The following is an 18,657-nucleotide window of genomic DNA, read 5'->3' as shown; positions in this document are numbered from 1 at the left end:
AACTGAAGCAGGAAGCCGGAGACCAAGAGCCCATCCTGTTCATTGATGGCGTCCATCCCACGCAGGGGACGAAACTCGCTTATGGCTGGATGCGCAAAGGCCAGAAAACCGCGGTGAAAACCACGGGAAGCCGTACCCGTCTGAACCTGATGGGTGCCCTGAATCTGGCCGATATCAGTAAAACGGGGGTACGCGAATATGACCGTATCGACAGTTATCACATCGCCGAGTTCTTCATTGCCCTGCGTGAAACCTATCCGGTCAGTCAGAAGGTTCATATTATCCTTGACGGAGCCGGTTACCACCGGAGTGAACTGGTGAAAGACTGGGCTTATGTGATGAATATCGACCTTCATTACTTACCGCCATACAGCCCGAATCTGAACCCGATAGAAAGGCTGTGGAAGGTGATGAATGAACAGGTCAGAAATAACCATTATTTCGCCTCGACGACTTTGTTCAGGCAGGCAATACATCGCTTTTTTACGGAAATATTACCGGAACTTGCCGGGAATCTGTCGTGCCGTATTAATGACAACTTCCAGGTTCTGAATCCTGCATCTTCAAGTTAAACGGGTATATATATGAATAAGGATGGATATTATAATTTAACATCTGCGCAGTTTGGAATTTGGTCATTCAACGAAATTATAGAAAATAAGTCAATAAATAATATAAGCGAATATTTTATAATTGATGGTGATATAAATGTCGAATATTTTTCTGAGGCGGTTAGAAAAACAGTAGAAGAAGCTGAGGCTTTACACTCTCGTTTTTATAAATTTGATAATTGTATTAAACAGAAGTTTTTCTCTATAAATAACTATGAACCAAAAATTATTGATTACAGCGATTTTCGAGAGGAAATTGCACTCCAGAAAGCTAAAAATTTCTTATTGGTAACAACGGAGCAACCTTTTGATATTTGTGAGGAGCTTCCATTCGAAATATTACTAATAAAAATAGCAGAAAATAAATTTTTGTATTTCCACTGTTATCATCATATAGCTATGGATGGTTTGGGAGCATCACTCATTATTCAACGTGTCATAAGTTTATATAACGCTTATTTTATTGAGGGTTCTTCTCCGTCCCCATTCGGTAAATTTAAGGAGCTTATTGATGGTGATATTGATTATCGTAATTCTTCCAGATTTATTTGTGACCGTGATTACTGGTTAAATCTATTTGCTGATATTCCTGCCCCTGCTAGCTTGGCGAATAGAATAGCCCCTCCTTTAAGAACTATAATACGTCATCGTGTGAGTTTGGGTTATGAATTAACTGACCTACTGCATAAAAAAGCAAAAGAAATGAATTGCACATTACCTAACTTGCTTATTGCTATAACTTGCGTTTATTTGCATCGCATGACGGGGCTTTCTGAAGTCATAGTCGGTTTACCAGTAACAGGAAGGCTTGGAAGGAAAGAACGTATTATACCAGGATTGATGGCAAATATACTTCCAATGCGATTGATACTATCGCCAGATTTGAACTTGAAGATGGTTTTAGCCAGAGTGGCGAAACAAGTCATGACGGTCTTACGTCATCAAAAATATAGATATGAAGATCTGTGCCGTGATTTAAAAATAACTAATAGTGGTGAATCATTATATCGAATAAGTATAAACGTTGAAAGATTTGATAATGGTGGGTATTTTCATCAAAGTAAAATACTACCTTGCAATATTGCAAATGGACCTGTTTCGGATCTCAATATTTTTTTCTTTGATTATAATAAAGAAGTTCCTCTGACCCTTGGATTTGATGCAAATAGTGAGCTGTATTCTCCAGAACAGTTGTCTGAACATGCTTCTCGGATGTTGAAAATTTTTTATGATTTGTTAACAAATCAAGATGCTATTATTGGTTCGTTGTTATTGCTAAATGATAATGAATATAGAAATTTAGAGATTATTAATAATAAAATTCTGGCACCAATCCCTTCGTTAACACTTGCTGATTGTTTTGAAGATCAGGTAAGAAAATTTCCAAATAAATCAGCGTTATATTTTGGTGGCATTTCTTTAACTTACGCTCAACTCAATGCAAAATCAAATAAGCTAGGTCATTATTTATTAAGTCAACATTTTCTCCCTAATGACACCATAGCGTTATTATTACCCCGGACCGTTGATTTAATTGTAGCATTGTTAGCTATATCGAAGATAGGTGCAACATATATACCGTTAGATCCTGATTATCCTGAAGAACGTTTGAAATATATTATTGAAACTGCAAAGCCGAAACTGGTATTGACGTCAATTAATGTTAATTTTAACTTTTGTTTAGATGCTCTTCAGACACAATTAGATGATATCAATATCTCCTTATTAGTTGACTCTCAATCAATTCACAACCCTATTAGAGTAGTCACTACGGCTAATCAAGCTGCGTATATCTTGTTTACATCAGGATCGACAGGGAATCCTAAGGGAGTAGTGATTACACACCATTCGCTTACTAATTTTCTGTACGCAATGCAAATGTCACTGCAAATAAAACCTGACAACCGAATACTTGCTGTTACAACGATTGGTTTTGACATCGCAGGTTTGGAAATATTCTTACCATTAGTTAATGGAGCTTCAATAGCGTTAGCGTCTCGTGACACTACACGAGACCCTAATCTACTGGCATCGGAAATTGTCCGAAATAAAATAACTCATTTGCAAGGCACGCCAGCTTTGTGGCAAGGATTGGTTGAGTATCAGCCGAACTCATTGAGTAACCTCACCGCAATCGTTGGTGGTGATTCGTTGCCTACGAACCTGGCTGAACGTATGGTGTCTCTAGCACATAGAGTCATTCAAGTTTATGGTCCTACTGAAACCACCATTTGGTCTACTTTACATGAATTGACGGCAAAGTCTGTGCAGCCAAATTCTATTGGTTTACCAATACTAAATACGCAGATCTATATCCTTGATACGGCTCTTCAGCCTGTGCCTGTAGGATATCCCGGAGAACTATATATAGCAGGTGATGGATTGGCTCTCGGCTATTTAGACCTCCCTACTATGACCAGCGAGCGATTTGTTGCAAATCCCTTTGGAACCGCAGGGCAGCGTATGTATCGTACCGGCGATCTGGCTTGCTGGGGAAGTGACATGAATGTCAATTTCTTGGGGCGTGTCGATAATCAAGTAAAAATTCGTGGTTATCGAATTGAGTTGGGAGAAATTGAAAATACCTTCCTGAAATCATCACTAATAAAGAATGCACTAGTCATTGCGTACGGAAAAGAAAGTGTCAGCAACAAATATTTGGTAGCCTATGTTGTTTTGCACAAACCCAATTCTTGCTCGTCGGAAGAATTAAATAAATGGCTGAAAAAACATCTACCTGACTATATGCTGCCGGCAGTTATTATGATAGTGGATAGTTTTCCACTGATGCCGAATGGTAAAATAGATCGCCACGCCTTGCTAGCACCAATATTCAAGCCAGATGAGCGAGTTTTACCGGAATCATCCCAGGAAAAAATCTTATGCAAAATCTTTGAGGAGGTTTTGGGATTTGAGTCGATAGGTATTAATGATAGCTTCTTCAAGCTTGGTGGAAATTCTTTACTAGCAATCCAGTTACTTACTCATGTACGCACTCAGTTAGATATTGAATTACCGCTAAAAGCTATTTTTGAATCTCCAACGGTTAAAGAGCTTTCCAGGGTTATCGCTGACACAGACAAAAAATATTCTCTACGAGAAAAACTGACTCCCCAGCCGCGACCAAATATCTTGCCAATGTCATTTGCCCAGCAACGTCTGTGGTTACAGGAACAGATTAATGAGAGTAGTGCATATAATATGCCTATGGCATTACGCATCTACGGTGAATTGGATACCTTCGCACTTTCAGCAGCGCTGTCTGATGTAGTGAAACGACACGAAAGTTTGCGTACTTATCTGACCCTACAGGATGATATACCATGCCAATATATTGTATCGATGGAAGAAATCTCGTTCTCATTGCATGTTCACGAGTTGGATGAGTCTCAAATTACAAAAGAGTTAACTCGGCAGGCTGGTTATATCTTCAGGCTTGATAAAGAATTTCCTATTAAAGCTTGGTTGTATCGGATAAAACCCGAGCAGCATATATTCTTGCTATTAATCCATCACACTGCGGGAGATGGTGGCTCTATCTCACCCCTACTACATGATTTGGGTCATTACTATCAGGCTCACTTGAAAGGAGAAAATTCTTCACTGCCGCCTTTGCCAGTGCAATATGCAGATTACACATTATGGCAACATATATTACTATCTGATGAGCAAAAATCGGTAGGTTTGTATGCGAAACAAACACATTACTGGTGTAACCAGCTAGCGTTATTACCAGAAGAGGTAACAATAGCTAGTGTGCAACCTAGGCCCACGAAGCTAAGTAGCAAAGGTGATTGCTATAAATTCTCAGTTCCTCCGGATATATATCAGGGTCTAAAACTCTTGGCTTTACAAGCGGAAGCCAGTCTGTTCATGGTTCTAAAAACGGCTCTTGCTGTGCTGCTTCATCAAATGGGGGCCGGTGATGATATATCGGTAGGCACTCCCGTTTTAGGTCGTACAGATGAAGCCCAAATGCCATTAATTGGCCTTTTTTCCAATACATTGGTATTACGTACCAACCTTTCTGGTAATCCTGATTTTGTCTCCCTGATAGCACAGGTTCGTAAAACAGTACTTGATGCTTATATGCATCAGGATTTGCCTTTTGAGCAAGTTGTCGAGCTTTTAACCCCACATCGTTCCGCGTCTAAGCATCCATTATTTCAAGTCATGATGGTGCTGGAAGAGGAATTTTCATTGGGCAATATCTTTTTGCCGTTACGTATTGAGCAACAGGAGGTATTAACTAAAACGGCAAAGTTCGATCTCCTGTTTGTTTTCAAAGAGGATGTACAACAAGGTCTTTTAAGAGGACATATTGAATTTGCGACGGACCTTTACGATGCGCAAACCGTTGCGGGATTTGTAGACCGCTTATTCAGTGTATTGAACATTATGGCAAACAGGCCCACTGAAAAAATTAGTGAAATTTGCCTATTAAATACGTTTGAACGTCAACAACTGCTCAAAACTTGGAACAATACGCTCGTAGAATTGCCGAACTTGTCGTTGGGTGTGCTGTTTGAACAGCAGGCTGCCCGTTCACCAAACGCTATCGCTGTTAGCGAAGGCAGCAAAACGTTAACCTATGCCCAGTTGAACAGCGCGGCCAATCGCCTTGCACACCGGTTACGCGAACTCACCGGGGCGGAAGTGTTTTGCGCCGGGTTGCTCATGGCGCATTCGATCGATCAGGTCATTGCCACGTTGGCGGTGATCAAGGCTGGTGCGGCCTATCTGCCATTGCGCACCAGTGATCCTCTGGAACGGCAGCAAATGATGCTGGATGATGCAGGTGCAGCGGTATTGATTACTGATGTCGATCACCACCTGCCAACGGCGCGCTTTGTGATACGTAATGTGGCCGATTCTGCTGGGAAACGCTGGCCAGAAATCAACCCGGCAACCAACGCCGGACCTTCCAGTCTTGCTTACATTATGTATACCTCTGGGTCGACCGGTAAACCTAAAGGCATTGCGGTAAACCAAGAAAGCGTTATAGCGCTAGCCTGCGATCGCCGCTGGTTGCCAGAAGATCATCAGCGTGTGCTGCTGCATTCCCCCGCTGCGTTTGATGCCTCGACCTACGAGTTTTGGGTGCCGCTATTGTGCGGTGGGCAATTAGTGGTGGTGCCAAAAGGTGAGCTGGATATCGATGTGTTGGCGCAGACCATCGCCAATGAAAAAATAACCGCCCTGTGGCTAACAGCTGGCCTGTTACGGCTGATGGTGGAAAACCACGCCTCTTCTCTGGCCAATGTGCGCCTGTTACTCGCCGGTGGCGATGTATTGCCAAAATCCGCTATCGAAATTGTTATGCGGCGCTGCCCTGGGCTGGTAATGATGAACGGCTACGGGCCAACCGAAACCACTACCTTTGCAACAACCTATGCTATGTATAGCGTACCGGATAGCGCTTCGGTGCCTATTGGTACGCCGTTGGACAATATGCAAGTGTATGTGCTTGATACCTACTTGCAACCCGTGCCTGTCGGCGTTTCTGGCGAGTTGTATATCGCCGGTACTGGGCTTGCGCACGGCTACCTTAACCAGCCCGGCCTGACGGCATCACATTTTATCGCCAATCCTTTCGGCAGCAGTGGCGATCGCATGTACCGTTCTGGCGACTGGGTTCGTTGGCGGCAGGAAGGGGTTCTGGAGTACCTAAACCGTGGCGATCAGCAGGTCAAAATACGCGGTTTCCGCATTGAGCTGGCCGAGATAGAGGCGGCATTGCGGGAGCAGGAAGGTGTTGCTCAGGCGCTTGTGTGCATTTTCGAACCGCAAAAAGGAAATAAACAACTGGCCGCGTATGTCATTGCCAAAGAAACCGGACAGTGTGAACCAACATTGCTGCGACAAACGTTGAGCGCCCGGTTGCCTGACTTTATGGTACCGGCAGTCGTGAGCGTAGTAGAGAGATTCCCGCTGACTGCCAACGGGAAAGTCGATATGCGCGTGTTACCCGTTCCAGAATTCAACATTGTCCACGGGCGAACCGCCCGCAATGAGCAGGAAAGCAAACTGTGCCACTTGTTTGCCGAGGTCCTCGGTTTGTCCCAGGTTGGCATCGACGATAATTTCTTCGATCTGGGTGGTCATTCCCTGTTGGCATCGCGTCTTGTTAGCCGTATCCGCAAAGTGCTAAAGGCGAACCCCAGCATCCGAGATCTGTTTGAAGCACCAACGGTAGCGCAGTTTGTGCAGCGCCTGGGGCAAGGGAGCACACTGCGCCCAGCGTTACAGGTGAAACCAAGGCCAGAACGCTTGCCGTTGTCTGCGGCCCAGCGCCGGCTATGGATGGTTGACCGCATTGAAGGGGGTAAATCCCTCTACAACATGCCGTTGACGTTGGAGTTGCAGGGGGAATTGAGCGTTCCTGCCATGGCAGCAGCGTTGAATGATGTGGTGGCGCGCCATGAAAGCCTGCGTACACGCTTTCAGGAGCTGTCGGATGGTAACGTTTATCAACAGATTGCCTGCGGGGAAGACGCACGGTGCGAACTGACGCTGCACCGCGCCCTCGCTGAGAATTTAGATGAAGAGGTGCTGGCAGCATCAGAATATATCTTTGATTTAGCAAATGAAAACCCCTGCCGGGCCTGGCTGTTCCATGCTGAACCGAATCATCATGTGCTTTTATTCCTGATGCACCATATCGCCAGTGATGGGGCATCACTTGCTCCTCTGCTGCGCGATCTGGCGCTGGCGTATCATGCTCGGTTGCAGGGTCAAGCGCCGAACTGGACGCCACTACAGGTGCAGTATGCCGATTACACCCTGTGGCAACACGAGCTGCTGGGCGATTCCCGTGATACGGGCAGCCGGCAAAGCCACCAGTTGGCGTATTGGTGCGAAGTGCTGCATGGACTGCCGGAAGAGTTGCAGTTGCCAACTGACAGGCCACGGCCACAAAGCTCAAGCTACCAAGGCGGGCAATGGCGTTTTGAGGTTGATCCAAAGGTCTATGCACGCTTGCTTGGTGTAGCAAGGCAGCAGAATGCGAGCCTGTTTATGCTGTTGCAGGCGGCCTTGGCGGTGTTGCTGAGCCGGTTAGGTGCTGGCCATGACATTCCACTGGGCGTGTCTATTGCTGGCCGTACCGATGAAGCGCTAGAACCTCTAATCGGTTTTTTCACCAATACATTGGTGTTGCGCACCGATGTTTCTGGGAATCCAACCTTTGATCAATTGCTGGCGCGCGTGCGCGATAGCGCATTGCAGGCGTATGAACATCAGGATCTGTCGTTTGAAAACTTGGTGGAAACGCTGAACCCAGAACGTTCCTTGGCGCGCCATCCGCTGTTCCAGGTAATGTTGGTATTGCAAAACAACGCCCGTGGCGAGGTCCATTTTGATGGACTGAACACCCGCGTTGGTACACCGCTGCTACCGGTGGCGAAGTTTGATTTGACCTTCAACTTTGAAGAAACGCCAACCTCATTAAACGGCATCGTTGAATATGCTACCGACTTGTTTGACGGCAAAACCGCTGAGCGCCTGGCGGGCTATTTTGCTAATATTCTGGCGGCCATCAGTATAAATAAATGCTTAAATATCAATTTGTTAGATATATTTAGCGCGTGTGAACGCCAGCAGATTGTCAACGAATGGAATAACACCGCCCGGCAATTGCCGGCCAAGACGTTTGCAGAACAATTCGAAACCCTTGCCAAAGCAACACCGGATGCACCTGCCCTGCTGGGGGAAAGCGAACGGCTGACCTATAGCCAGTTGGATCAACGGGCTAACCGGTTGGCGAATCTGATGATGGAAAGGGGCGTTGGCACAGAAAACATCGTTGCTATCGCACTACCGCACTCGGTTAATCTGATTGTCGCGCTGATTGCTACGCTGAAAACTGGCGCTGCATATTTACCGCTTGATCCTGATTATCCTCAGGAACGACTGAATTATATGTTGGAACACTCTCAGCCTGAGCTGGTCATCACGGATTCTGCGTTCGTGCAAAAACTGGGGGCGCAATATTCCCGCTTGCAGATTGACCAACCGGCGCTGCATACGCAATTGTCCCGGCAGCAAGTAGAAAGCATCACTTTGCCGAGGAAGTTGAACATCAATAATGCGGCCTACATTATCTATACCTCTGGTTCTACCGGTTTGCCGAAAGGTGTTCTGGTGACGCATCGGGGTATCAGTAACCTGGTTGCCAGCATGGTCGAGCGATTACATGTCACGCCGCAAAGCCGCGTGTTGCAGTTTGCTTCGCCGAGCTTCGATGCCTCGTTCTGGGATATCAGTATGGGGCTGTTAAGCGGTGCGGCGCTGGTCGTTGCAGGCCGTGATACGTTGTCGCCGGGGGAGCCTCTGTATGAACTGATGCTGGCCCAGGGTGTGACACATGCCACGTTGCCACCGGTGGGATTGGCGGTTATGCCGCGTAAGCCATTGCCTGCGTTGGAAACGTTGGTGGTGGCGGGCGAAGCCTGCCAGCCGGAGCTGATCGACTATTGGAGTCAGGGGTGCCGGATAATCAATGCCTACGGGCCAAGTGAATCCACGGTCTGCGCCACCATGAGCCAACCGTTGGTGGCTGGAAAAGCGCCGCCTATCGGCACGCCGATCGTTAACATGCAGGTCTATGTCCTGGATGAGCATTTGCAACCAGTCGCGCCAGGGGTAAAAGGCGAGCTCTATATCGCAGGTGAAAGTTTGGCCCGTGGCTACGTACGGCGCCCGGATTTAACGGCGGAACGCTTTGTGGCGAACCCGTTTGGCGCGGCAGGTAGCCGAATGTATCGCACCGGAGATGTTGCCTATTGGCAAACCAACGGTGAGCTAATGTTTACTGGGCGTGTGGATCATCAGGTCAAGATCAGGGGTTTCCGTATTGAGCTGGGTGAAATTGAATCCCTGCTGCTGAAGTGTCCTCAACTGAGCCAGGCCACGGTGATCGTGCGTGAAGATAAGCCGGGGCTTTGCCAACTAGTTGCTTACGCTGTGGCGAATGAAGGGGATGTTAATACCGCAGAACTACGCGAATATCTGCGTAGCCACCTGCCGGAATATATGGTACCTGTGGCTATCGTCATGCTGCCGGCGATTCCGGTTACGCCGAATGGTAAAGTCGATCGACGCGCATTGCCGCAGCCTGATTTCCATCAGCCTCATCACCGTGGCCCGCGCAATACGCAAGAGCAACTGCTTTGCACGCTCTTTGCCGATTTATTGGGCCTGGAACAGATTGATATTGACAGTAGCTTCTTCGAAATGGGGGGCGATAGTATCACTGCGATACAGCTGGTCGCGCGTGTGCGCCAGGCTGGTTGGATATTCACACCACGCCAGGTCTTTGAGCACAAAACTGTTGCCTCCCTGGCCAGAAAAATGCAGGCGAACATTTCCACGGTTGCTGAAACGCGGGTTGGCGCGGTAGGTGAATTACCCGCTACGCCAATTATCCATTGGTTGATGGAAAACCCCGGCAACATCAACGGGTTCAGCCAGGCAACGTTGCTACAAACGCCGGAACATCTGGATGAGAAACAACTCAGGCAGATGCTGACCCTGCTGTTAGAGCGGCACGATGCCTTGCGCCTGGTGGCGAATCGCTCCACAAGCGGTGATGTCCTGCTGACCATTCCGCCAATGACGGCAGACATCGTGGATGGCGCATTGAGCATTGTGGATTGCCAGGCGTTCACGCTGGTGGAACTACAACGCTGCATCAAGGCAGAAAGCCAACGCGCAAAACAGCGCCTCGATCCGGCGGCGGGCAAAATGCTACAGGCGGTTTGGTTCCGCGCATCCGCCGGACAGCTTGGCCGGCTAATGTTGGTGCTTCACCACTTGGTGGTGGACGGTGTCTCTTGGCGTATTTTAGCGCCGGATTTGCAAAACATTTGGGCAGCCTTAAGCGCGGGGAAAACGCCGGATACGTTGCCGGTGGGTACCTCTTTCCGTGCGTGGGCGTATCAATTGCAGCAAGAGGCCAATGCGCGGCGTAACGAACTGAATCACTGGCTAACAGTGCTGGAGAAGCCGGATACGTTGCTGACTTCCCGCCTGCTAGACGGGGCGCAAGACACCGTTGCGGGCAGCGATTCATTGCGGCTTGAGTTACCGGCGGCGTTTACCCAACCGTTGTTGGGGACGATACCGGCTCTCTTCCATGCCGGTATCAACGACGTGTTGCTCTGCGCCTTTGCTCTGGCCGTTAATGACTGGCGGAAAACTTCACAGACGGATGTCCTACTGGATCTTGAAGGGCACGGGCGTGAAGAATTTCCCGGTACGGAGCTGTCGCGCACCGTCGGCTGGTTCACCAGCATGTATCCTGTGCGGCTCGAACCGGGCGCTACGCAGATGGCAGACCCTTATTCATTAGGTCATGCGCTAAAACGCATTAAAGAGCAGCTACGCCAAGTGCCTGCGAACGGCCTTGGATATGGGTTGCTACGCTATCTGAATTCGCAAACACGGCCAATCTTGTCACAGCAGCAGCAGGCCCAGATTGGCTTCAACTATCTGGGCCGCATGGCTGCGGGTGGCGATCGTGACTGGCAGGTGGCCGCAGAGGCGAATCTGCTGGATACAACGGCTGATGACAATTTTGCGCTCCCTCATGCGCTTTCACTCAATGCGTTGGTAGAAGAGCGATCGGAAGGGCCGGTTCTGGTTTCCAACTGGTCATGGGCCAGAGCGCTGCACACGGAAAAGAGTATTAGCGTGTTGGGTAACCATTGGTTCCGTTGGCTAAAAGCAATATCGCAGCTTTCTACGGTGCCTGACGCGGGGGGATTCACACCATCGGACATCACGATGTTATCGCTTAAACAGAATAGCTTGGAAAAACTTCAAGCCAAGTGGAAGAAGAAAAAATAAATATGGAAATTAAAGAGATACTACCGTTATCGCCATTACAGAAAGGTCTGTTGTTTCATATGTTGTACGATACCCAAGGCAGCGATGCGTATCAGGTGCAGCAGGTTTTCCAGCTTGCTGGAGTTTTAGATAGCCAAAAGCTGAAACAGGCCGTTACAACCTTACTGCAACGTCACCCGCACCTGTGTGCGGGGTTTGAGTACGAAGACGTAGAAACGCCGGTGCAACTGATCTTGGCGGGGCTACCGTTGCCGTGGCGTGAGGTGGATGTGAGCCATCTACCACCAGAGCAGCAACAGCCAGCATTCGCAGCGTTGTTACAGACCGATTATGATGAGCGCTTTGATCCGCACGATCCACCGTTGCTGCGATTCACCCTGGTCAAACTGACGGCACAGCAGCATTATCTGGTCTTTACCAACCATCACCTGTTGTTGGATGGCTGGTCAATTCCTATCCTGCTGCAAGAGTTATGCACTTTGTATCTGGGTGATGTGCAAGGCAGCACCTTGCCGCCGATCACCCCTTATCGCAACTATCTGCAATGGATTGCGGCGCGTGATGTTGACGAAATGCGTGCCGTATGGCGCGAAACGCTCAGTGGCCTGGCGGCACCAACTTGCCTGGCAAAAGGACGCACCACGGAAAATCTGCAACCGAATCTGTTGCATAAGTATCTGGATGCGGCATACACCCAGAGACTGAACTTACGCGCCAAACAGCTTGGCGTGACGGTAAATACACTGATCCAGGCCGCATGGGGTGTGTTGCTGGGGGGGATGACGGGGTGCAGCGATGTGGTGTTCGGCGTCACGGTTTCTGGCCGATCAGGTGAATTGTCCGGCGTGGAAAGCATCGTTGGGTTGCTAATCAATACCGTGCCATTACGCCTGACGTTCAGCCTGGCGGAGACGTTTACTACACTTTTGCAACGCCTACAGGCAGAGCAAACCCGGCTGCTTGATTACCAATATCTTGACCTGACGACTATCCAGGCAGATGCGGGTTACGGTGAGCTGTTTGATACCTTGATGGTGTTCGAGAACTACCCGCTCATGGAAGGCAGCAGTGAGCAATCTGATACCGCGCTGAACATCTCGCTAGCGGTGCACCATGGCGGGGATGCCTCACATTACCCGCTTGGGTTGGTGGCGGTTCCGGGTGAAATGCTAGCCCTGCGTTTCAGCTCATTGCCAGACCTGTTTGATGATCAAACGGTGGCAAATCTGGCCGAGCGCTTCATGCTGATACTGCATGCCATCATTGACGATCCGCAGACGATTATTGGCAGCGTACCGTTGCTGCTGGCGCAAGAAGTTCAGGCCATGGTTCAACCTTACCCTGTGCTGGCATCATTGCCAGCCGATACGCTCCACGGAATGTTTGAAAAACGCGCGTACGAAACGCCGGATGCGATTGCGCTGAGCCTGGGCAACGATCGCCTGAGCTATGGCGAACTTAATCAGCGGGCCAATCAGTTGGCTCGTTATCTGGTGAACCGCGGCATTGGCACTGAGGATGTCGTGGCATTGGCGTTGCCACGTTCGATGGAGACACTGATTGCGCTGTTAGCCGTATTAAAAGCCGGTGCTGCATATCTACCGCTGGATCTCCATAACCCTGCCGAACGGCTTGGTTTTATCGTGTCTGATGCCAAACCGATGCTTATCATCACCAACGCAGAAAATGCCGGCATGTTAAACGGCTCCACGCCTGATTTGGTAGTTGATATGCCTGAATATCAGCAGCGCCTGGCGCCGTTCAGCAAACGGGATCTTCAACCCGATGAACTTTTACGCCCGGTTAGTACGGCAAGCCTGGCCTACATCATTTACACCTCAGGCTCTACAGGGAACCCGAAAGGGGGGCTGATCCCGCACGAAAACGTGTTACGGCTCTTTACAGCAACGCAATCGTGGTTCGATTTTGGCCGTAATGACGTTTGGACCCTGTTCCATTCGTATTCTTTTGATTTTTCAGTGTGGGAAATCTGGGGACCATTGTTATATGGTGGCCGGCTGGTCATCGTACCGTTTATGGTGAGCCGCGATCCTCAAGCATTCCTCAAGCTACTGAGTGAAGAGAAAGTCACGGTATTAAACCAGACGCCCTCTGCCTTCTATCAATTGATAGAAGCGGATCAAAACGATCGCGAGAAGAAATATCCACTGGCGCTGCGCAAAGTGGTATTCGGTGGGGAAGCTCTGGATCTTAGCCAGCTTGAACGTTGGTACCAACGCCACGATTCGGCAGTGCCTGAATTAATCAACATGTATGGCATTACCGAAACCACCGTGCACGTCAGCTATCAGGCGCTGACCCCGGCAATGATGCGCAGCCAATCCGGCAGCCCGATTGGCGTTGGGATCGCCGATCTGCGTATCTATGTGTTGGATAACGCTTTACGCCACGTTCCTACGGGTGTTGAAGGGGAAATGTACATTGCTGGCGCCGGGCTGGCGCGCGGCTACTTGAACCGCGCGGGGTTAAGCGCCGAACGCTTTGTCGCCGACCCGTATGGTGAACCGGGTTCCCGTATGTACCGTTCGGGCGATTTGGCCTTTAGATCGCCCGAAGGTGGGCTGATTTATATAGGCCGAGCCGATCAGCAGGTGAAACTACGTGGTTTCCGCATTGAGTTGGGGGAAATTGAAGCGGCTCTGGCGGATGACCCGCAGGTCACCCAAGCCGTGGTGCTGATGCGTAAAGATCAGCCTGGCAATCCACAATTGGTGGGGTATATCACCAGCGACAGTGACGCTGCTATTGACATGGCGGCACTGTACCACCGCGTGGCGGCAAAACTCCCTGACTATATGGTGCCTGCGGCCATTCTTCAAATTGAGCGTTTCCCTTTGACGGTCAATGGGAAACTGGATAAACGCGCATTACCGGCGCCAGATTTCAACCATGGCGGCAGACGGCGCCAGCCGCGCACGGCACAGGAAGAAATTCTGGCAGGGTTGTTTGCTGAGGTGCTGGGGCTGGAAACGGTAGGCATGGACGACAACTTCTTTGCGTTGGGCGGCCACTCGCTGTTAGTGATGCGCCTGATTAGCCGTGTATCTAGCGCATTAGCCATTGAATTGCCGATCCGCACACTGTTTGATTACCCAACCGTGGCGCAGTTTGCCGAGCAGTTGGCGATAAAGGGTACTCAACGCCGTGAAACGCTCACGTGCCAGGCTCGTGAGAAATATTTACCCCTTTCCTTTGCCCAGCAGCGAATGTGGCTGTTGGATAACATTGGCAACGATCATGCCGCGTATAATATGCCGCTTGCTCTGAAGCTGAATGGGCCGCTCAATGATGAAGCATTGCGCCAGGCATTGGGCGATCTGGTACAGCGCCATGAGGTTCTGCGCACGCTATATCCTCTGCATCTTGATCAGCCTTATCAGCATATTTTAGCGCCTGATAGCGTGGTGCCGTCTTTGATCATCGACAATGTGACGCCGGAGGAGCTGTCGGAAAGCATCGACAAGGCCGCCGCTTGGCAGTTCGATCTGGTAAATGATTTGCCGCTGCGTGGGTGGCTGTTCCACTTACCGGACCAGAACGAACATGTGTTGCTGCTGGTCATTCACCACATTGCCTGTGACGGCGGTTCGTTAGGGCCAATGCTGCACGATCTGTCTTTGGCCTATCAGGTGCGCTGCGAGGGCCGGGAAGCGAAGTGGGCGCCACTAACCGTGCAATACGCCGACTACGCGCTATGGCAGCGTCAACTATTGGGGGATGCGCAGGATGCCTCCACACGCGGCGCACAGCAAATTGAATTCTGGCGTAGCGTGCTGGCAGGATCGCCTCAGGAAACTTGTCTACCTACCGATCGCCTGCGTTCATCCGTACCGAGTCAACAAGGTGCCCGGGTCAGCTATGCGATTGACCAAGCGCTTTATGGCCGCCTGAAAAAACTGGCGCGTGATGAGGGCGTAACGCCATTTATGTTGCTGCAAACCGGGGTTGCCGTCATGCTTAGTCGGATGGGGGCTGGCGATGATATTACGTTGGGCACAGGCGTTGCTGGGCGAGTCGACGAGGCCATGGCCAATTTGATTGGTTTCTTTGTCAATACGCTGGTGCTGAGAGTAAATTGCGCGGGTAACCCTGAATTTAATCAGTTGCTTGCCAGCGTGCGTGAGTTCATGCTTTCTGCCTATGCAAATCAGGATGTGCCTTTTGATTGGGTGGTAGAAGCGCTTAACCCTGAGCGTTCTGCTTCACGGCATCCGCTGTTCCAGGTAATGTTGGTATTGCAAAATAACGGCGACAACACCCAACAATTTGCCAATTTGCAGGCAAAGCCGCAGCCGGTTGGTTTTGCCCCTGCCAAATTCGATCTGACGTTCAATTTTGATGAAGTCTATAGCGATGATGGCGAGGTGTGTGCACTCAATGCCCAGATTGAGTATGCCGTCGATCTGTTTGATCGCGATACGGTGACGGCGCTCGCGCAATACCTTGTTCGATTGCTGTCGTTCATTGCGGAAGAACCAGACACACCAGTGGCGAATATTCCACTGTTAACAGCCGAGCAGCGATGCAAAATGGTAACCGAGTGGAATGCCACGGAACAGAAAGTGCCGTTGGTGTCGTTGGCCAGCCTGTTTGAAAAACAGGTGGCGGCGGCACCAGAGCACATTGCTCTGAGTTGTGGCGATAAGCAACTTACCTATGCACAACTGAACGCGCGCGCAAATGATTTGGCACAACGCCTGCAACAGCTTGGCGTGAAAGCGGAACATGGTGTTGCATTGCTGATGGAGCGCTCGCTGCCGCTCGCGATCGCCATATTGGCGGTAATTAAGGCCGGAGGGTTCTATGTGCCGCTGCGTACCAGCGATCCATTGGAACGCTGGCAGCATATAGTGGATGAAGTCGGGGTGCAGGTTGCGTTGGTGGATGATGCACATAGCCACGTAGTTTTGCCGGCCAGTTTACAGGTGGAAACCGTAGGCAACGCCAGTACCCAGAACAATGTTGCGTGGGCCAGCGAGCCGGTAAGCGCCCAGAATCTGGCCTACGTGATGTTTACCTCAGGTTCTACGGGGCAGCCCAAAGGGATCGCCACCACGCAAGATAACGTCATTACCCTGACTCTCGATCGGCGCTGGCGTAGCGAGCATCACCAGCGCGTTCTGTTGCATTCTTCCTACGCATTTGATGCCTCAACCTATGAGCTGTGGGCCACTTTGATTAATGGCCATCAGGTCGTCATCGTACCGGGCGACGATCTCGATCTGAATCTGTTGACATCGACCATCGTTGAGCAACAGGTAACCGCCGCATTTCTGACATCAGGGTTATTCAGGCTGATTGCGGAAGAACATCCGCAATGCCTGGGTTCTTTGCAGAAAGTATTCACTGGTGGTGAAAAGATATCCGCCAGTGCGGTGCAGGCGGTGCGGGAACATTGGCCCAATCTTGAATTGATGAATATCTATGGCCCAACGGAAACCACCACCTACGCCACGGATTACCCCATCGCCAAAACAGATGCCCCTTATCTGGACGTCCCTATTGGCGCTGCGTTGGATAACACCAGCCTCTATGTATTAGATGAATTTTTACAGCCGGTGCCAGTTGGTGCGCCAGGGGAACTATACATTGCCGGCCGCGGCCTGGCGCGTGGCTATCTTAAGCGCCCGGGGCAAAGCGCGGCACACTTTATCGCCGATCCCTTCGGGCCTGCGGGCAGCCGCATGTACCGCACCGGGGACGTGGTGAAATGGCGGCGTGATGGCGTGCTCAACTTTGTTGGCCGTCGCGATCAGCAGGTGAAAATTCGTGGTTTCCGTATTGAACTGGGGGAAATCGAAGTCGTGCTGAAGCAGCACACCGCCGTGCAGCAAGCGGCGGTCATTCCGCGTGAGGATCATTCAGGCAATAAACAATTGGTCGCCTATGTGGTGCCCTTTGCAAGCCACGAAGATCTACCGGTGTTGCTGCAACAGCATGCGCGTGAACATTTACCTGATTTTATGGTGCCTGCTGTGGTCATGCTGCTGGCAGAACTACCATTAAACGCCAACGGCAAGTTGGATGTTGCCGCGTTGCCACACCCGAACTTCGGTTCGCGGCAAGGCCGCCAACCACAGACTGAAAGTGAGAAATGGCTTTACGCGCAGTTCTGCGAGTTATTGAGTATTGGACACATCAGTATTGATGACAACTTCTTCGCACTGGGAGGGCATTCACTGCTGGCAGCACGGTTGGTTGTGCGTATCGAAAAAGAATTGGATGAGAAGCTAACTATTCGTGACCTGTTTGAATCGCCCACCGTTGCACTGCTGGCGCGGCGTCTTGAAAGCAACTCGTGTGGCAATATGCTGGACGTCATGCTGCCATTGCAGCCAGCTGGCGAAAAAACGCCGCTGTTCTGTTTACACCCTGGGGGAGGATTGAGCTGGTCTTATGCGGGGTTGATCCCGTATCTGGGCGAGCAGCAGCCTCTTTATGGCATTCAGGCTCGCAGGTTGAGCACCGGCCTTGTACCACCATCAATTTATGACATGGCGAAAAATTATCTGGCAGAGATTTATAAGATCCAGCCAGAGGGGCCTTATTCATTGCTGGGCTGGTCTTTCGGTTGCCATCTCGCGCATGAAATAGCCACCTTGCTGCAAAAGGATAATAAAGCGGTCAATGTCCTGATCTTTATGGATGGTTATCCGTTGTGGAAGACTTACAGAGACATGGTACGCACCGATCGGGAAAGCCTGCGTGCAATGTTTGAGGCATTTACCGGTTCGGCACCTGAAAACGAGCAGCAGCTTAGCGTGGCTGGCTTGAAAAAACAGCTGTCTGAGATCGAGCATCCATTAGCAAGCCTCGATCAGAATATTTTCGAACGTATTCTTGCCGAGTTCCGAGATGCACCGAATTTGCTCAGCGAGTTTTCACCGAGCCGGTTCCAAGGTGATCTCATATTCTTTAGGGCACTACAAGGCCATAGCGAAGCCGATAATGTTAACTACGATCCGCACTTATGGGGGGAGTATGTTGAAGGAAGCATCACCTTGCATGATATTAATTGTTCCCACGATAGTATGTTAAGTGAAGGCCCGCTTAAAGAGATTGGGCCAATACTTCAACAACTATTCGGTATTCTTACAGGCATCAGGGTTGAGTAAGGTTTTCCGACAAAGAGTAACATTACATATAACTCTGTAGAAATACTGTATATTGTCATTAT

The 18,657-nt window shown here is 49.9% G+C and carries 3 protein-coding genes; all 3 read left to right on the top strand.

All coding sequences use genetic code 11. The annotated features are described in order from the left end of the window. Positions 1–572: IS630 family transposase (locus tag CKY02_RS11130; protein ID WP_112895333.1), on the top strand; the 572-nt coding region annotated here is incomplete at its 5' end. A 12-nt stretch (positions 573–584) separates the two neighbouring features. After that, positions 585–11,459 carry a phototemtide A non-ribosomal peptide synthetase PttB gene (gene pttB / locus CKY02_RS11125; protein ID WP_112895332.1) on the top strand — a complete coding sequence of 3,625 codons (10,875 nt, stop codon included), beginning with the start codon at positions 585–587 and terminating at the stop codon, positions 11,457–11,459. Further along, positions 11,441–18,595, top strand: coding sequence for a phototemtide A non-ribosomal peptide synthetase PttC (gene pttC / locus CKY02_RS11120; protein ID WP_112895331.1), 7,155 nt, complete (start codon positions 11,441–11,443; stop codon positions 18,593–18,595). Before pttB ends, pttC begins: the two co-directional genes overlap by 19 nt. Positions 18,596–18,657: the final 62 nt, after the last annotated feature.

Origin of the sequence: Photorhabdus bodei (assembly GCF_003287735.1) — a bacterium.
GTDB lineage: Bacteria > Pseudomonadota > Gammaproteobacteria > Enterobacterales > Enterobacteriaceae > Photorhabdus > Photorhabdus kayaii.
The sequence above is the reverse complement of the archived record's forward strand: the minus strand, read 5'-3'. Positions and strand labels throughout refer to the sequence as shown.